Origin of the sequence: Oscillatoria nigro-viridis PCC 7112 (genome assembly GCF_000317475.1) — a bacterium.
GTDB classification, from domain to species: Bacteria; Cyanobacteriota; Cyanobacteriia; order Cyanobacteriales; family Microcoleaceae; genus Microcoleus; species Microcoleus nigroviridis.
Genome location: NC_019729.1, coordinates 4,287,666 through 4,304,872 on the forward strand (window position 1 = coordinate 4,287,666; position 17,207 = coordinate 4,304,872).

Genomic DNA, 17,207 nt, shown 5'->3' on the forward strand with positions numbered 1-17,207 from the left:
TTTGATGACTTAATTTCTATGCAGTTTTCAAGGTTCTGACTAGAGTTTTAGACTCCAGCATTCCGACTTTCACTCTCGATAGTCTAGGTGCTGATTTCTATTTTTTTGTAGTTAGTTACAGTTAGTGAGAGTGGAGGTAAGCGGACTCGAACCGCTGACTTCCTGCGTGCAAGGCAGGCGCTCTACCAACTGAGCTATACCCCCACTAAGTAAGTTCTGATTTTGGTTGCATGAGTCCTGAATTAATCCTTGATTATCCATTACTCATTACTGACAATTCATCACTTTTTTTCCAGGTGGGCCATCCTGGATTTGAACCAGGGACCTCACCCTTATCAGGGGTGCGCTCTAACCAACTGAGCTAATAGCCCGCGAGTTCCGAACCAGTTAATAGTTTGAAAGCTTTGACCTCTATTCCTCGAACGACCAGGGATGACTGAGAAAGCGACCTGTTGTTTAGGTGCGGTCGAGTCTCAGATGGTCTCCCTAAAAGGAGGTGATCCAGCCACACCTTCCGGTACGGCTACCTTGTTACGACTTCACCCCAGTCATCAGCCCTGCCTTCGGCATCCTCCTCCTCGAAAGGTTAGAGTAATGACTTCGGGCGTGGCCAACTTCCATGGTGTGACGGGCGGTGTGTACAAGGCCCGGGAACGGATTCACCGCAGTATGCTGACCTGCGATTACTAGCGATTCCGCCTTCATGCAGGCGAGTTGCAGCCTGCAATCTGAACTGAGGCAGGGTTTACGGGATTAGCTCGCCCTCGCGGGTTGGCTGCCCTCTGTCCCTACCATTGTAGTACGTGTGTAGCCCAGAACGTAAGGGGCATGCTGACTTGACGTCATCCCCACCTTCCTCCGGTTTGTCACCGGCAGTCTGTTTAGAGTGCCCAACTTAATGATGGCAACTAAACACGAGGGTTGCGCTCGTTGCGGGACTTAACCCAACATCTCACGACACGAGCTGACGACAGCCATGCACCACCTGTGTTCGCGCTCCCGAAGGCACTCCTCTGTTTCCAGAAGATTCGCGACATGTCAAGTCCTGGTAAGGTTCTTCGCGTTGCATCGAATTAAACCACATACTCCACCGCTTGTGCGGGCCCCCGTCAATTCCTTTGAGTTTCACACTTGCGTGCGTACTCCCCAGGCGGGATACTTAACGCGTTAGCTACGGCACTGTCCGGGTCGATACAGACAACACCTAGTATCCATCGTTTACGGCTAGGACTACTGGGGTATCTAATCCCATTCGCTCCCCTAGCTTTCGTCCCTGAGTGTCAGTTATGGTCCAGCAGAGCGCCTTCGCCACCGATGTTCTTCCTGATCTCTACGCATTTCACCGCTACACCAGGAATTCCCTCTGCCCCTACCATACTCTAGCTGTTCAGTTTCCACTGCCTTTCCGAAGTTAAGCCCCGGTCTTTGACAGCAGACTTGAACTGCCACCTGCGGACGCTTTACGCCCAATCATTCCGGATAACGCTTGCATCCTCCGTCTTACCGCGGCTGCTGGCACGGAGTTAGCCGATGCTGATTCCTCTGGTACCGTCAGGTTGCTTTCACAACTTTCTTCCCAGAGAAAAGGGGTTTACAACCCAAGAGCCTTCTTCCCCCACGCGGTCTTGCTCCGTCAGGCTTTCGCCCATTGCGGAAAATTCCCCACTGCTGCCTCCCGTAGGAGTCTGGGCCGTGTCTCAGTCCCAGTGTGGCTGATCGTCCTCTCAGACCAGCTACCGATCGTCGCCTTGGTGGGCTTTTACTCCGCCAACTAGCTAATCGGACGCGAGCTCATCTTCAGGCTATAAATATTTTCCCTTTCGGTTCATCGGGGCTTAGCAGTCGTTTCCAACTGTTGTCTCCGTCCTGAAGGCAGATTCTCACGCGTTACTCACCCGTCCGCCACTAAGTATTTCTACTCCGTTCGACTTGCATGTGTTAAGCAGACCGCCAGCGTTCATCCTGAGCCAGGATCAAACTCTCCGTGTTGTTGAGTTCTTTTTGGCTCGTCAAGTTCTTTCTACTCATCCCTAAGGCTGGTTTGTTTCCCTTGACTTTTTTCTCGTTGTTTGCGATATTAAGTATCAGCTCTCGCTTTGACTCTCTACCTTGATTTTTTTGACGAGGTTAATAGTGCTTTAAGCTTTCAAACTATTCTTTTTTCTAGGTTCAGTTTTTACCTTCCGGTTGCGGTTCAGTGAACCGCTTCCCTTCTGGCGCTTTATTAATGTATCAACTCTCCCCAGGGTTGTCAAGCGTTTTGCGAAAATATTTTTGATTTTTTTTTGAAGCCATACACACCAACGGTTTCGGCTAGTCAGCACCGCTCCTGCCTCCCCTGGCTGATTCCTCTTTCCCGGAAGGGGTCTTTTTTTTGGGCAAGATTGGACTTTTGAGGGGAGTATCTACCGCGAATCGGTAGAAGAACTCCGTGGTTCAACATGATCGGGCTGACTTGGACTATAGGTAAGGCAAAGTTAGAGTGTAAGCTGTGAGGCTGCGAGGGATACGAGCGCCCTCAACCAAGCGATCGTTCTTAAGCTCTAACACGTGATATTAAGCAAAAATCATACTCGCTCTTACGTAAGGATTCAGGTCTCAACTTGAGGGATTAAAGATGGGGTCTGCACAGCCGCATTAACCATGGCTTTTACATTAGAGACCTCCACAAAAAGAATGATCCAATAGCTATGTGGGTTTAGCGAAAATTTCTACAAACCATTTGTGAAGATTGGGGAGACGATGAATCTGGGTTTCAATTTCTGCCATAGCTAACTCCGAAAGTTTAACTCCTGTGGAGTAAATTGTTTCTACCAATGTCACCACTGGATTTTTATCCTTAAATGTGAGAGTTTTGGCGAAATTTACAACAGTCTCAACAGTGTCAAGTAAACTACCATTCCAATGCTTTTCTAACCAACCAAAACAACGTTCTATTGGGTTATATTTACTATGATAGGGCGGATAATAAGCTAATTGTAACGTCAGTTGAGATTGTTGGGAAAAATCTAAAATTCGTTTCATAAACTGAGTACGACGAGAATGATTTTCCGGTCCATTATCCTGATTGATGACCAATTTTTGAATGTGACTAAAACGGTGTTTAACAGTTTGCCACCAACTTTCAAGTAAGTCAACTATACAATCAGCCGTCAACTTAGAAGTAACGAAGAATAAAAATAGCTCATTGTACTCAGGCAGAAAAATACCATAGGGAATCACACTTGATTGAGTCGAAAAATCGTGGTCAACTGCAATAGTTGGCGTCCGATTTTTACCACCTCTATCAAATTCTCCAATCTTGACGGAAGCTTTGGCATCAATGGAAATTCGGAGAGTATTTGGGTTATTATCGGCTGCTGTATTGACTTGTTCAAGTTGTTCAAAAATGGCTGAGGTCTCGGGGATTTTTTTGACTGGTTTAGTTTTCAAAACTCGTTTTAAGGTATAACCCAAATCATTCAATCTTCTTCTAATTGTTTCGGCGCTCGGTAGTTCTTCATCACTATAACCAAATTGTTTAATTAATTGACGACGGACTTCATTGGCAGTCATGCGCGTATATAATCGTGTACTCTTAAAGCTAGGATCAGTTTGACTGTGTGGGTCTACTAACGATGTAATATCTTTCAATAAGTTGGGTAATTTTGTTTCAACCCGCTTTCGTCCACTGCGCTTGAAACCATCGACAATTGGCTCACCACTTTTCAATTCTTTCATCCCTTTACGGATGGTCCGTCTATTCCATCCTAACTCCCGTTCTACTAACGTTTGTCCACCTATTCCTAAATCTTTGACTACCGATGCCATGAATTGTCGTCTGTCTGTCCCCTTGAGTTTTTTAGCTGTTTCGATGTAAAGAGATTTGGCGTGTTCGGTCAGTTTCATGATAGATTTTAGAGACATAAGATAGGCTGCACACTGAAATTATATTTTGACTATTATAGGATCAATCATTCTGTGGCGTTCTCTTACTCACAAGTTAAGCTAAAAGGTAGAAGTTCACGGGGGTAGCAAAAACCCAAAAAATCTGATAAGGTGAGGCACATGGAGAAGACTGTGCCGGAATTAATGGCGGCAATCAGCCCAGCAGAGTGGGCGCAAGTGCCAGATAGCGTCCTCGAACTAATTTACGAATTAGTGCGTAGGATGGCTTGGGTTGAACAGGAAATAGCGGAACTGAGAACAGAAAACGAGCTTCTCAAAGAGCAATTAGCCAGAACTTCGGCAAATTCATCACAACCACCATCGAAGAATCCTCAAGGATTTAAGCCCAATCGAAAGGAACCCACCGGCAAAAAGCGGGGTGGGCAACTAGGACATTCGGGACACGAACGGAAGCTATACCCGACTCAAATGTGTCAAGAAGTAATCAACCATTACCCCCAGCAATGTAGTGGATGTGGAGGCATCGTATCCGCTCAATAAATCGGGGTAATAGCAAAAAAGAAGGTTCACAATTTAGGCACAGCATGGTAAAATATGATTTATGACGCAAGAATCATCTCCTCAAAAATTAGTAAAACCTTACTGCAAAGCCTTGACCCATCTGAGATTGCCGACGAATCATTGCGTCGTACTGTGTCCATATTGCTGAACATTATAGAACAATTACAAGCAGAAACCAGAGAATTAAGGTCAGAAAATCAAAGATTAAAATCCGAAAACAATCGCCTGAAAGGAGAACAAGGCAAACCAGAGGTCAAAGCTAATGGAGCGAAAAAGTTAAAAGAGAACTACTCATCCGAAAAAGAGCGAAAAGCACCAAAAAAGCACATTAAAAGTAGTAAAAATGCTCGGTTCAAAGTTGACCGAGAAAAAATTCTGGAGTATCCTGAAGCAGAACTACCATTCGATTCAGAATTTAAGGGTTATGAAGAGGTAATAGTTCAAGACATTTTACTGAAAACAGATAACGTGTTATTCCGGAAAGAGAACTATTACTCACCTTCTGAAAAGAAAACATACTTAGCATCGTTACCATCCGGATATGATGGAGAGTTTGGCCCGGGAATAAAAGCGTTAGTTATGAGCCTGTATTACGGGGGAAACATGACTCAAGGGAAGCTATTAGATCTTTTAAGCAATATTGGGATTTCCATGTCAGCCGGTTATTTATCAAATCTGCTGGTAAATAATTCATCAAAGTTTGAATCAGAATTTAACGAAGTGTATGTATCCGGATTAGCAAGTAGCCCCTGGCAACACTTAGACCAAACAAGTGCGCGTGTTAAAGGAGTAAATCACACTACAAATATAATTGGCAACCCATTATATACAGTTTATTCTACAACCTTAAGAAAAGACCGATTAAGCGTACTTGGAGTATTACAGAACAACCGAGAACTTAAGTTTATTCTATCTCCACTTACTTACCAGCTATTAGATAAGTTCAATGTACCCCAGAAGTGGAGCCATCAAATTAAAGGATTGCCGCAAGAAATTCCGTTGAAGGGTGATGAGTTTAACTCCTTGCTGAATCAAAATCTGGGTTCTGTTGGCTCTCAACATCGTACCAGGATTTTCGAGGCAGCAGCGATTGCTTTTTATGCTCAGCAATCCCAGATTCCGGTAATAAAAACTCTGGTGACTGATGATGCACCCCTGTTTAAATTACTCACAGATGATTTATCTTTATGTTGGGTGCATGAAGCAAGACATTATCAAAATTTAAGTCCCTTGGTTACTTGTCATCAAAAAAAGTTAGACAAGTTTCTTGATGATTTTTGGGACTACTACCGAGAATTATTAGCTTATAAAAACTCTCCATCTGGGTTAGAGAAGCTCAGGCTCAGATCAAAATTTTGGGAAATTTTCGGCAGTCTAAGTGGTTATGAACAATTAGATGAACGAAAAAAATTAACTTTGAGTAAAATATCTGAGTTGCTTTTAGTTTTGGAGCATCCGGAATTACCTTTACATAATAACCCGGCCGAATTAGCTGCTAGAACAATCGTGCAGCGACGAAATATTAGTTATGCAACCCAAACTTGTGAAGGAACTAAGGCGATGGATGTTTTCATGTCTCTGGTGGCGACTACCCGCAAATTAGGAATTAGCTTTTTTGAATATATGCACGACCGTATTTCTTACCTGGGAAATATTCAATCTCTAGGGACGATTATTCGTCAACAATCTTCGGTTTATTCTCTGGGTGTGTCTTGGTCTGATTGAAGAAATTCAAAAAAATATAAAGGCTCTGAATTATTGGTTCTTGATTCCTGTAGTAAGTGTCGTATAAACCCACGGTTAATTGTGACTTTAGTGGCTAAAAAATACTATGACATTCTTGATTTTATGATTAATAATATGTCATATTATACCATGCTGTGCCTAGATTGTTAACCTTTTTTTTTACTGTTACCCCGATTTATTGAGCGGATACCTAATTCCCACATGACTCGCTTAGCCACAACAATAGAAGCCATACTTTACTTAAAAGGTCAGCCAGTGTCGATCGCAGAAATTGCCGAGATTGCCAAGTGCGATCGAGCCGAAGCCGAAGACGCCATCATCGAACTTATGTCTGACTCGTCCCACCGCGACAGTGCATTAGAAGTCGTCGAAACCCCCACAGGATACAGCCTGCAACTCAGAGAAGAGTTTGCCAGTTTAATGCAAACTTTAATACCTCCAGAATTAGGTGTGGGAGCTTTGCGGACGCTGGCTGCGATCGCCCTCAAAGGCGGCATCGCTCAGCCAGATTTAGTTAACTTGCGAGGTTCAGGAGCTTACCAACAAGTGCAGGAACTTGTAGAAATGGGTTTCGTCCGCAAACGGCGGCCCACTGAAGGGCGGTCGTATTGGTTACAAGTTACCGAGAAATTTCATCGGTACTTTCAAGTAGACCAACTGCCAAAACAATTGCAAATTGACTTTCAGGCAAATTTGTACCCAAACAATGACGAGTAGTTTGAAGTAGAATGTAACCAGCCAGAAATTAAGAATCGCCAAATGGTTTTTCACCCTGACTTTGACACATCCAATGCCCAACAAACCGCAGTCAATCCACTGCTGAAGTACCTCCAACACCAATCCCCGGAGGTTCTAGCCCGCGTCGCCAAGTCCGTCAGCCCCGATATCAGAGAAATAATCTCTCATAACGTTCAAGGACTTGTCGGCGTTTTGCCTTCAGAAAATTTTAACGTCGAAATTACCACCGATCGCGAAAACTTAGCAGGTTTGCTAGCTTCAGCGATGATGACAGGGTATTTTTTGAGGCAAATGGAGCAAAGGATGCACCTCGAAGAAAATTTAGCAAGCACCAGCTCGATTAAACCAAACTCACCCAAAGACAAGTAAAAAGATCGACGGGTTGGGGAAGCCAGAAAGATGAAAGTAGTTCAGAAAAATCCATAATCCTGAATCATGGAGGCACAGGGAATTAAGAAACCGGGCTGTTAACCGGGTATCCCTCGCCCTACACCGAGGATTTTGGTGAAAAAACCCGGTTACTGCTTCCAGGACTAAAAATCAGATTTATCTTTCATCCTCCACCGTTTGCAAATAAATACCAGTTTCACAAAAGAGTGCAACTGTAGGTAAGCTCGAAATCCTTATGCAGTAAGTCATTCCCAATTCTTTCATCGAAAATCGAAAATGGTATTACCCACCGGCGGAGCTACCCGATAGGGGAAAAGCACCCGGACGTACTTTAATTTTCTGAACTTGACCCAAACGGTTAATTTCCAGTTCGAGTTCTTTGCCCACAACAGTGTTTTCTACCCGTTCTTGCACGTCCCCGGGGGTGTTAACCGCAATTCCGTCAACTTTTTGAATGACATCTCCGGGGCGCAAGTCTGCTTTTTGAGCGGGGGAATTTTCCACGACTCGCGTCACGGCTACGCCTCGATCGAGGGTAATTTTATTATTATCGAGCTGTTTGTTGAGTTCTGCCTTGGTGGCGGGACTCAAGCTGACCATTTGAATGCCGAGATAGGGATGTTCGGCTTTACCTTTGGCGAATAGCTGATCTGAAACTCGTTTGGCGGTTTCGATCGGAATTGCAAATCCCAAGCCCTGAGCGTCCGCACGGATAGCGGTATTGATGCCAATTACTTCGCCTTGGTCATTGAGTAGCGGCCCACCAGAATTGCCGGGGTTGATGGCGGCGTCGGTTTGGATGAAGCGGACTCGCTTGTCTGGGATGCCGACTTGGGAACTCGATCGACCCGTAGCGCTGATAATGCCCACAGTCACGGTATTGTCGAGACCTAAAGGATTGCCGATCGCGATCGCCCACTGTCCCGGTACAATGTTGTCCGATCGACCCAAAGCCACCTGCGGCAGTTCCTTAGCATTAATCTTAACCACAGCGACATCCGTCAGCGGATCGACTCCCTGCACCTTACCCTCAAACTCGCGGCCGTCTTTGAGCGTTACCTTGACAGTATCCGTCCCCGAGACAACGTGAGCATTAGTAACGATGCGGCCGTCAGGAGTGAGAATAAACCCGGAACCCGTACCTCTCTTGACTCGTTCTTCCGGCTGCGGCAAATTCTCCCCAAAAAACCGACGAAACAAAGGATTTTTGAAAGCTTCCGGCACTTGATTGGCCACCTTGCTTGATGCGTCAATCCGCACTACAGCAGGGCCGACTTTTTCGGCTGCTTCAGCAATAAAATTGGGATTGCTGCGATCGACCGCCCGATTTTCCAGAACTGGAGGAGACGCATAGGGGGGGATTTGCTGGCGTACTACTGGCAAAACCAATCCGGTTTCCAGATTGTTTGAGCCTTGCAGATAGCGATTTCCCAACCATCCCATACCTCCGCCGATTGACAGCAAAGTCACATAAAGGGTCGCTTGCTTAAAAGATAAACTCATTTAATAACTCCCGCTAAATACCTCATCCCCGCAGACAGGTTCCGAATCAAGCATTTTTGTCTTGGCGACGGGAAGGAAGCGGGGCGGGGCTTACCGCTTCCTCAAGAACATAGCTGTTAACAGGCAGGCGCCCATCGGCATCACAGGCAATTTTGCCGGATTTGCCAAGAGCGACTCAAAGTAATAATTCTCATCCTAACTTGGCTTAGCCTGGGATTTACAGTCTGGGGGGTGGCTAGAGCTTTCAAATATGCAGTTTCACAGGATTTAAAAATTGTCAACTGTCCGAAATGAATATTTTTTTATGTACATAATGACTTTTAAACGCTTATTTCCGCTGATTGGTGCAATAATTTGGTCGATCGCACCCGTTGGGAAAACGGCAGCAAATACCGAGATCCCACCTGCAAATCTTCCTTCAGGTACACCTGTAGAAAACCCCGACCCGGCCCGCGATTGTCCGAGTCCGGCTATGTCTCGGTTGCGCCGCCACACTGCGGCCCAGGGCGAAACAATAGAAAGCATCGCGCGGCAGTACAATGTGATTCCTGCGGCGCTGATCGGGATAAATCCGATGTTGCGGGACGGTGGAGTATCTGCTGGAAGTGCGATCGTCATTCCTCCGTACAGTGGCATCGAGGTAGAAGTGCCTGCGGGCTGGAATTGGCAAAAACTGGCAGAAGCTTACAAAGTGCGTGCAGATTTGCTATTTGAGGCGAATGGGTGCAGGCCTTTGGGGAAAACGGTGTTTGTGCCAGCGGTGAATAGGTCGATCGGGCCTTCTATCAATCCCGATGCAACGCCATCGGTGCAAGGATTTCCGCTGCCGGCGCCAGCAGTGGAAGCTTTGCGTTACGGGCGGCAATTGGATCGGGCGCGGCGCGAATTTTTTTTCCACAGCGGCGTAGATTTTTTGGCGTCGGAGGGTACGCAGGTTTTGGCCGCGGGCGAAGGGACTGTCGCCTTTGCCGGGCCGCAGGGGGATTACGGGAATTTAGTGGTGGTGAACCATCAAGCGGGGAAGCAAACGCGCTACGCTCATTTGAAAGATATTGCGGTAAAAGTCGGTCAAAAAGTGCAGTCTGGAGAAGTTTTGGGAACTGTGGGGATGACGGGAAAACGGGACATTTCGCCATCTCATTTGCATTTTGAAGTTCGGTACAATTCGGGTTTAGGTTGGGTTGCTGAAGACCCGCTGCTTTATTTGCAAGCGACTATTAAAAAATAGGATTGTTAGTGTGCTGGGGGGGTGACAACCCGCCCCAAATCCAGAGGGGGTAAGGATTGAGCTGTGTTGTGGTAAAAAAAGATAGGCAGCAGAATTATTACACGATTGCCTATCGCAAAAAATATGTTACCAACCTTTTACGAGACTCACTTACAAAAACAACTGACACAAACCCCGTTTATTTTACTCACAATCTTTTTGAATCTCATAGAATCCGAGAAACAAGTAACGATCGCACTAATCGGGTTCCCATTAATCACTTATTGGTGAACAACTTATTGCCCGATCGCACATTTCTCTCAAATTCGATCGCCCGATCGACAAAAAACCCGATCGCCCATAAACCAAAAACTCTATCGCACATAAACCCAAAAACCCGATCGCACATTTCTCTCAAATTCGATCGCCCGATCGACAAAAAACCCGATCGCCCATCCACCAAAAACTCTATCGCACATAAACCCAAAAACCCGATCGCACATTTCTCTCAAATTCGATCGCCCTGAAACCGAGTGAAAATTTGTCTGCTTTGTGACACAGCCCGCCGGGGGTTGAAACCCCCGTCTCATAGAAGACAGTCGGTTGAAACCGACTGAAAATTCGCATGAAACCGATACACATCAACTAACTCTTCAGTCCTCTTTCAGAGGACTTTCGCTATGAGACAGGGGTTTCAACCCCTGGCGGACTCGGCGACGAACCAACTAGCCCCTGGCGCGGACTAACTAACGGACTAACAAATCAAATTCGATCGCCCCTCAACCCAAAAACCCGATCGCCCATTCATCCAAAAATGCGATCGCCCATTCATCCAAAAATGCGATCGCACATTTCTCTCAAATTCGATCGGCCTTAAACCAACTCTACATCACAGTAACTGGAAATGGGCCCATCACGTAATCCACCATCAAGACCAAAATTTGTGAAATTTGAAATAGAATTTAAGTCACGACTACCACTTCTAGCTGAAACCCTCACGGATTGACCTGATGTAACACAGTCCCCAAAAGCGTTTGGCTTGTTTCGTATCCCAAAACTTATCGTGCCACTGGAAGAGGAAACGGGAATGATTTTGGTTTGTGTTCCATTTGCTGTATCAAGTTCTACGAGAAAATTGTCTATGTCGTTTATTGGATCGCAGTATGCTAGTGTGTATTGTGCCGTTTGTCCATAGGGGATGCGGTCAGGGATGAGTTCTACTTTAATGTTTAAAGCTCCTCCTAAACAAGTTGGTGCTGGTTCAGGCGTAGTCGCAGGTCGATCGCAAAAGTCAAATGGAAAATTATACTTTTTAGCAAGAAACTTTCGGATCTGAGGCAAAAAGTTGGTTTTAGAAGGTTCAGTCGGCTCTTCTTTTCCAAATGAATTAATGAGATCCTTAGTAGATGAAGATAAATCTAAAGTACCTCCTACAGCATTTTCTAAGTCTTCTGCAAGTCCTGCGGATTTGAGAGCTTTTTCAATTCCTATTCCCTTCAATTGGTCAATTACCGCATCACCAAGGTCTTTATCGCTACCTGTAAGAAGTTTGCAACTGTAGTCAATGACTGTCAACGCCGTTGATACTCCCTTCAATCCTAGTCCAATAACGTCAAGTGATGCGCTAAGTCCCCCACTAGGAGCAGCAAACAATATACCAGTAACTAATGCAACGTTAGCAACAAAATCCACCACTTTAGCCACTTTGCCAATTCCTTCACAGAAGTCTTTAAGCGGCTGACAATTTGTCGCAAAATCTGGTTGACCAACGGTCGGAGGAGTAACTGGCTCAGGATTAGTAGGTACGGTCGGCTCAATTGGCAGAGGAACAGTTACAGAGTCAATAATCTGACCATCTTTGATCCGCGATATTACACCTTCATCCTGATTGCCATTTTCAGCGTTCTGGCGAGACTCAACTCGTACAGTTTCATTAGAGCCTTCAAGAGTGACATCCGCGCTTGTACCATCTCGATTCAAGCGCGTTGTACTACCACGAACACCCGTTGTACGATTGGGTACAAATATAACTGATTCTACGAAACGTCCGTCAGCATCATCTTGAAAAACAATTGTATATTTGCTACCATCACTCGCCGGAAATTCCATCTGAAATCTGGTGTCAGATAGCTTTTTTACTTCCGGTAAATCAATTGTGACTTTATCTTCAGGACGCTCTGGTTCCACATCATAAGGTCTGAAACGACCACTTAAATCATCTGGTGTCACTCCCAAAACAGTACCTAACAAAGCCCCTGTTGCAGCCACCTTAATATCCACAGCAGAACCACCAGACGGCTGCACTTTCGACTCCAAAACAATATCGGATTCCCGAAGATTTGTACTAAGTCCGATAAAATCGATCGTTCTTTGAAAGTCAGTAATTAAGTCAAAAGTAGGAGATCCTAAAGACTGTTCATAACGCAGAAAAAACACATCTTGACCCGCACCACCAGTCAGGGTATCGTTGCCCAAATCGCCAATCAGGAAGTCATCGCCATCTTCCCCATTCACAATATCGTTACCGCGACCACCCCGCAAAAAGTCGTCTCCGCCTGCACCGAAGATTACGTCATCACCTGCGTTTCCGTTGACACCATCGGCACTTTCACCACCCTGCAAGGTGTCTGCACCCTCACCGCCAAGCAGACCGTTTTGGCCCGCACCGCCACTGAGAAAATCGTTTCCCAAGCCGCCGTAGAGCAAATCAGCACCACCTCGGCCCTCAATTCGGTCATTTCCTTCGTCGCCATAGACGACATCCCCAGATTCGGAACCAGTAATCGAATCCGCACCGCCTAAACCCCGCAAACCGCCGATGAGAGTATCCAGCAAGCCAAGGGGAATTGTAAATGTGTCGCTTTGCTCAGTTAAAATGTATGCACTACCATCGGCAGAAAGCGATCCAATGCTGACTTGAGAACTCGATCGCCCGATATCCCCATCAACACTACCGGAGATAAAGTCCTTGCCCGTGTTACCATTGAAAAAGTCTGGCGCGATCGAACTTTCTAGCGTATCGTTGCTTCCCAAGCTAAAGATATTCTGGATATTCTGAGCATTCGATACCGTCTCTTGAGTCGTGGCTTTTTTCGAGCCACAGCCGCAATCCGCTTGATTCTTGGCGCTGCTACCGTTCAATATCTCATCGTTCTTGTCCAGCAAAGCTAAATTGTCAGGCATACACTGTTGCTTTGTGTTGGTGATTTAAGAAATCTACCTCACCTGTCTCATCTATGTCATGGCTGAAAAAGCCCGAAAAAGACTGAAAAAGCCCGAAGTTTCCTTAACTTTATATTTCTTCACTTAACCCATGCAGCCCAACGACGATCGCCCGTTGCAAGCCGTCCCTGACGATAACGAATTGCTGAAATTGGTCGATGGTCTAATATTTGAAAAAACAGGCAAACATCTCAACACGCTGCAACGGCTACTGTTTCAGGGAATGTATGATGGTAAAACCTACGAAGCTATCGCTCGTGACACCCGCTACACTACCAAATACGTCCGAGAAGTCGGCTACAAGTTACTCAAAACTCTCTCGATAGTGATGGATGAAGAGATGCAAAAAGGCAATCTCAAAGCTGCTGTCGATCGCAGAAATATTAGCAATACTTCAAACTTCGGCAGAGATTATATTCAATACGTCGAATACGTCCACACCCTCAACCTCAACCCCTGTCTTTCTGGGCCTAGCAAATCTGATAACAAATACGCCACTGAATCCAGATTCAAAACTCAGATCGAACGCCTCGAAATTGATGTAGCTGATGTCGTTTGCAAATTGCACAGTCAAGGTATCGAACCATGCCAAATCGCTCAGTTACTTGGTCTGCCAGATGTGACGGTAGAAACAATATTGCGTGAATTATCATAGCTAAGATGCGAGATATTTGTAGGGTGCGTCGCTGCGAAAATTTCAAGTTGATTTAGAGATTGTCGGTCGCGACTAAGCACAGGATATAAAGTAAAATATAATTAATTATCTCGAAGTTCTTTTTCTTGCAAAAGTTGGGTAGCCCAAACCCGCTCTTCTTCCGATAGAGACGGTACGGGTTCTTGATTATAGTCGATCCGATAATCGTAGCCAGCACGATCGTAAACACCTGCAAATAATTCTGGTAAGTTAACAATAGGTTCTACATCTTCCTCGCGCAAGGGAAGCGGAAATATAGGTAGAGAATCGCGGAGATTAAAAGCATAAAGTTCGGCAAACGGACGGCGATTACTGGGACTGACTAAAATCCGATAATCGCTTTGAATAGAATTATTAAGAATGGGCATAGATTCCCATTTTCGTAGTAAATCGATTTCGACTAAATTGGTTAAGCTACCTAAAATACTCTGGCGTTTTTTGAGATAAGTAATTCTTCCTTCTCCACTACGTTTGTTCACGGGAGAAAGAATTTCAATTGCGGTGACAACTTGTTTAGTTGCCATTTCTCGCACTTCCAGGTAAGTCTGTTTAATTTTTTCAGGAGCAGGCACTTTAACGGTAGTCGGAAGTGTTATACTTACAGTGGCAACTGAACCTGCAGGAATATTCGGGTTATTAGATTGACGCTTAATCGCGACATCGGGGATACCTACTAAAAGGGACTCGTCGTTACTTTCATTTAGATCGGTAATTTCATAGATTCGTTTGTCAATTGCCACCTCATATTTAGGGCGAATTAGAGGCATAATGGTATCAGCGATCGCGATAATCAATCGATTGTGAGTTTCCTGCCAGAAATCGGGGTGTTCTAAGTAGGGGTCCATTCCAGGAAAAGGTGAAGGCATAGGACTATTTTCCGATGTATTGACTCTCAAATCATTTTAGCATTTTTAATTTTGTAGGGTGCGTCGCTTTAAAGGGAGGCACAGCCTCTGGATATAGGTTCCCAGGCTGGAGCCTGGGAACCAGTTAAAGCTTGTCAAGAACAGGCTTTCCGGCCCGCCCCACAATAAATTTAATCTGTTGTGGAACAGGCCGGAAAGCCTGTTCATAAAATTATAGACACCCCAAATATCAACTACAAAACAGCAGCAACAGTTGCCATCAACAACCCTTGAAACAATTTCACCCCATCAGTTTCCCCCAACATCGGATCGGAAGCCCTCTCAGGATGCGGCATCATTCCTAACACATTGCCTTGGCGATTGCAAATACCGGCAATATTATTTAACGAACCGTTGGGATTCCCAGCATCGCTAATTTTGCCCGCCTCTGTGCAGTAGCGAAATAGCACTTGCTCGTGTTCTTCTAGTTCTGCTAAAGTATCCGCATCAGCATAATAGTTGCCTTCACCGTGGGCGATCGGCAAATCGATGATTTCACCCGTAGTATAAGCCGCAGTCCAACGAGTATTACCGCGTTCGACTTTCAAAGAAGCGCGATCGCAAATAAAATTCAATCCCGCATTCCGCACCAGAGCACCGGGCAACAAACCAGCTTCAGTCAACACCTGAAAACCGTTGCAAATACCCAGTACAAGTTTGCCCTGTTTCGCGTGTTCCGCAGTAGCCCGCATCGCCGGAGAAAAACGGGCGATCGCGCCGCACCGCAAATAATCTCCGTAACTGAAACCGCCGGGAATTACAATGACATCAATATCCGAAATATCGGTATCTTCGTGCCAAATCATGCGCGTCGGTTGGTGCAGTAACCCTTGAGTCACCCACACCACATCGCGATCGCAATTTGAACCCGGAAAAACAATAACTCCAAATTTCATAAGCTGAAGGAAGAAGGAAGAGGGAAGAGGGAAGAGGGAAGAGGGAAGAAGGAAGAAGGAAGAGGTGTCAACTTAAGACTAAAATCTTATGTTTCTCTCCCTTGTATCAAAGTCTAGAACCCCCTAAATCCCCCTCGCGGGGGACTTTGAGTGTTCCGAGTCCCCGCGTTTTAACAGAGACTTTGAATGCTCCGAGTCCCCGCGTTTTAACAGAGACTTTGAGAACCTCTTGTCCCCCCCTTATTAAGGGGGGTTAGGGGGAATCTCCGGGGCAAAAAAACACACCCTAGGGGCGATCGCATTTAGGCCGCCGCTGTCTCCACAGCAACAGGAATTTCAGTCAAATCAAAGCGATAATTTTCAATCACTGGATTGGCCAAAAGTTGGTCGCAAACGCGATCGAGTTGTTCGCGGGCTTCCGACTCACCAGCAGCAGTCAGCGTCAATTCAACGTACTTCCCGATTCGCACACGCTCAACATTGTCGTATCCCATGTGTTGCAAACCAGACTGTACGGCAGTGCCGGCTGGATCTAAAACAGAAGCGCGGAGGGTAACATAGATTTGGGCAAGATATTTCTGAGTCACGGGAATGTTGCGGTAGGTGATGTGAAAGTTAGCCCCATTGTATTCTACAACCGAGCTGCGCGCCGATCGCCATTTGGTTCGCCCAAGTAAGATAGCCTAGAAATAGGGACAGATTTGATTCCAGCAGATTCGAGAAAAAAATTATGAGAACCAACCACACCCGCAGTCAGGAGCGTATTTTAAACTTGCTCAAAGTCCTGAATCGATCGCTCTCAGCGCAAGATATCTACTTAGAACTGCGTAACAGCGACCACAGCATGGGCCTAGCAACCGTTTACCGCTCCCTCGACGGTTTAAAGCGAGAGGGGTTCGTTCACGTCAGAACCCTCGCTAGTGGCGAATCTCTCTACGGTGCCGCCCACCAAGACCAACACCACCTAACTTGTCTGGAATGCGGCACCTCCATTACCATCGACGAATGCCCCGTCCACCACTTAGAAAGCCAACTACAAAAATCTCATTCTTTCAAGATTTATTATCACACTTTGGAGTTTTTCGGATTGTGCGATCGGTGTACTTTGGCTCAAGAATCTTAGAGAAGTTATTAGTCATGAGCGATCTCAATTCGGGTTGCACGAGCGAAATGATTGTTGACTGTTGACTGTTGACTGTTGACTGTTGACTCGATTTTATGATTCCGATGCAACCGCAAACGATATAGCAATCCTCGCATCATTTGTGAATTTCTTACGGACTCCCCTCGGGTTCGGGGAGGGTTGTGGTGGTGTCAAAAATTTACGACTCCTGCAAGGATTGCTGTATCACGCGGGTGAAGAGTCATAATAGATTATTTAATGTGGTTTTAATTATACAATCATTCTCGCTATTCATGGTAAATATGTATGAGGGTTTTCACCTTTCATACATTAG

14 protein-coding genes, 2 tRNA genes and 1 rRNA gene are annotated in these 17,207 nt (G+C 45.6%); 7 read left to right on the forward strand and 10 right to left on the reverse strand.

The features are described from left to right. Window positions 1-131: 131 nt before the first annotated feature. From OSC7112_RS18035 to OSC7112_RS18050, 4 genes are all read right to left on the reverse strand, one after another. Window positions 132-204 (reverse strand) — tRNA-Ala (locus OSC7112_RS18035). A gap of 93 nt (window positions 205-297) precedes the next feature. Continuing rightward, window positions 298-371, reverse strand: a tRNA-Ile gene (locus tag OSC7112_RS18040). 118 nt (window positions 372-489) lie between these two features. Then, window positions 490-1,989, reverse strand: a 16S ribosomal RNA gene (locus tag OSC7112_RS18045). Between the two features lie 699 nt (window positions 1,990-2,688). After that, window positions 2,689-3,888, reverse strand: a complete 1,200-nt coding sequence (locus tag OSC7112_RS18050) for an ISAzo13 family transposase (RefSeq protein WP_083888119.1) — start codon at window positions 3,886-3,888, stop codon at window positions 2,689-2,691. 159 nt (window positions 3,889-4,047) lie between these two features. Between OSC7112_RS18050 and OSC7112_RS18055 the strand changes: the two genes are divergently transcribed. From OSC7112_RS18055 to OSC7112_RS18070, 4 genes are all read left to right on the forward strand, one after another. Next, window positions 4,048-4,428, forward strand: coding sequence for a DUF6444 domain-containing protein (locus OSC7112_RS18055; protein WP_015177246.1), 381 nt, complete (start codon window positions 4,048-4,050; stop codon window positions 4,426-4,428). Window positions 4,429-4,482: 54 nt separating this feature from the next. Beyond that, on the forward strand, window positions 4,483-6,174 hold the full coding sequence (locus OSC7112_RS18060; protein ID WP_015177247.1) for a transposase: 1,692 nt from the start codon (window positions 4,483-4,485) through the stop codon (window positions 6,172-6,174). Window positions 6,175-6,396: 222 nt separating this feature from the next. Further along, window positions 6,397-6,912, forward strand: coding sequence for an SMC-Scp complex subunit ScpB (scpB, locus tag OSC7112_RS18065; protein ID WP_015177248.1), 516 nt, complete (start codon window positions 6,397-6,399; stop codon window positions 6,910-6,912). A 42-nt stretch (window positions 6,913-6,954) separates the two neighbouring features. Next, window positions 6,955-7,302 carry a DUF760 domain-containing protein gene (locus OSC7112_RS18070; protein ID WP_015177249.1) on the forward strand — a complete coding sequence of 116 codons (348 nt, stop codon included), beginning with the start codon at window positions 6,955-6,957 and terminating at the stop codon, window positions 7,300-7,302. Between the two features lie 303 nt (window positions 7,303-7,605). Here OSC7112_RS18070 and OSC7112_RS18075 read toward each other — a convergent pair whose 3' ends face one another. Then, the gene (locus tag OSC7112_RS18075; protein ID WP_015177250.1) at window positions 7,606-8,826 is read right to left on the reverse strand and encodes an HhoA/HhoB/HtrA family serine endopeptidase; all 1,221 of its coding nucleotides are present in this window, start codon (window positions 8,824-8,826) and stop codon (window positions 7,606-7,608) included. 313 nt (window positions 8,827-9,139) lie between these two features. On the opposite strand from OSC7112_RS18075, the gene OSC7112_RS18080 reads away from it, so the two are divergent. Next, entirely contained in the window at window positions 9,140-10,054 is a 915-nt protein-coding gene (locus OSC7112_RS18080) for a peptidoglycan DD-metalloendopeptidase family protein (RefSeq protein ID WP_015177251.1), read from the forward strand. A 353-nt stretch (window positions 10,055-10,407) separates the two neighbouring features. On the opposite strand, the gene OSC7112_RS38340 is transcribed toward OSC7112_RS18080, so the two are convergent. After that, the gene (locus OSC7112_RS38340; RefSeq protein WP_150111556.1) at window positions 10,408-10,623 is read right to left on the reverse strand and encodes a hypothetical protein; all 216 of its coding nucleotides are present in this window, start codon (window positions 10,621-10,623) and stop codon (window positions 10,408-10,410) included. Window positions 10,624-10,906: 283 nt separating this feature from the next. Beyond that, on the reverse strand, window positions 10,907-13,216 hold the full coding sequence (locus OSC7112_RS18090) for a calcium-binding protein (protein ID WP_015177253.1): 2,310 nt from the start codon (window positions 13,214-13,216) through the stop codon (window positions 10,907-10,909). 130 nt (window positions 13,217-13,346) lie between these two features. On the opposite strand from OSC7112_RS18090, the gene OSC7112_RS18095 reads away from it, so the two are divergent. Then, window positions 13,347-13,910: a helix-turn-helix domain-containing protein gene (locus OSC7112_RS18095; RefSeq protein WP_015177254.1), complete on the forward strand. Its 564-nt coding sequence runs from the start codon at window positions 13,347-13,349 to the stop codon at window positions 13,908-13,910. Between the two features lie 101 nt (window positions 13,911-14,011). Here OSC7112_RS18095 and OSC7112_RS18100 read toward each other — a convergent pair whose 3' ends face one another. The 3 genes from OSC7112_RS18100 to purS form a co-directional block, all read right to left on the reverse strand. Next, a complete protein-coding gene (locus OSC7112_RS18100) occupies window positions 14,012-14,815 on the reverse strand; it encodes a DUF4058 family protein (protein WP_015177255.1) in 804 nt (267 codons plus the stop codon). A 233-nt stretch (window positions 14,816-15,048) separates the two neighbouring features. Next, window positions 15,049-15,750, reverse strand: coding sequence for a phosphoribosylformylglycinamidine synthase subunit PurQ (gene purQ, locus OSC7112_RS18105; RefSeq protein ID WP_015177256.1), 702 nt, complete (start codon window positions 15,748-15,750; stop codon window positions 15,049-15,051). A 302-nt stretch (window positions 15,751-16,052) separates the two neighbouring features. After that, a complete protein-coding gene (gene purS / locus OSC7112_RS18110) occupies window positions 16,053-16,337 on the reverse strand; it encodes a phosphoribosylformylglycinamidine synthase subunit PurS (RefSeq protein ID WP_015177257.1) in 285 nt (94 codons plus the stop codon). A 143-nt stretch (window positions 16,338-16,480) separates the two neighbouring features. On the opposite strand from purS, the gene OSC7112_RS18115 reads away from it, so the two are divergent. Beyond that, entirely contained in the window at window positions 16,481-16,873 is a 393-nt protein-coding gene (locus OSC7112_RS18115) for a Fur family transcriptional regulator (RefSeq protein WP_015177258.1), read from the forward strand. The last annotated feature ends 334 nt before the right edge of the window (window positions 16,874-17,207 follow it).

Excerpts from the sequence above, each read along its gene's own strand:
- OSC7112_RS18050 (WP_083888119.1), bottom strand. The coding sequence starts at position 3,888 with ATGAAACTGACCGAACACGCCAAATCTCTTTACATCGAAACAGCTAAA.
- OSC7112_RS18055 (WP_015177246.1), top strand. The coding sequence starts at position 4,048 with ATGGAGAAGACTGTGCCGGAATTAATGGCGGCAATCAGCCCAGCAGAG.
- OSC7112_RS18060 (WP_015177247.1), top strand. The coding sequence starts at position 4,483 with ATGATTTATGACGCAAGAATCATCTCCTCAAAAATTAGTAAAACCTTA.
- scpB (WP_015177248.1), top strand. The coding sequence starts at position 6,397 with ATGACTCGCTTAGCCACAACAATAGAAGCCATACTTTACTTAAAAGGT.
- OSC7112_RS18070 (WP_015177249.1), top strand. The coding sequence starts at position 6,955 with ATGGTTTTTCACCCTGACTTTGACACATCCAATGCCCAACAAACCGCA.
- OSC7112_RS18075 (WP_015177250.1), bottom strand. The coding sequence starts at position 8,826 with ATGAGTTTATCTTTTAAGCAAGCGACCCTTTATGTGACTTTGCTGTCA.
- OSC7112_RS18080 (WP_015177251.1), top strand. The coding sequence starts at position 9,140 with ATGACTTTTAAACGCTTATTTCCGCTGATTGGTGCAATAATTTGGTCG.
- OSC7112_RS38340 (WP_150111556.1), bottom strand. The coding sequence starts at position 10,623 with ATGAGACGGGGGTTTCAACCCCCGGCGGGCTGTGTCACAAAGCAGACA.
- OSC7112_RS18090 (WP_015177253.1), bottom strand. The coding sequence starts at position 13,216 with ATGCCTGACAATTTAGCTTTGCTGGACAAGAACGATGAGATATTGAAC.
- OSC7112_RS18095 (WP_015177254.1), top strand. The coding sequence starts at position 13,347 with ATGCAGCCCAACGACGATCGCCCGTTGCAAGCCGTCCCTGACGATAAC.
- OSC7112_RS18100 (WP_015177255.1), bottom strand. The coding sequence starts at position 14,815 with ATGCCTTCACCTTTTCCTGGAATGGACCCCTACTTAGAACACCCCGAT.
- purQ (WP_015177256.1), bottom strand. The coding sequence starts at position 15,750 with ATGAAATTTGGAGTTATTGTTTTTCCGGGTTCAAATTGCGATCGCGAT.
- OSC7112_RS18115 (WP_015177258.1), top strand. The coding sequence starts at position 16,481 with ATGAGAACCAACCACACCCGCAGTCAGGAGCGTATTTTAAACTTGCTC.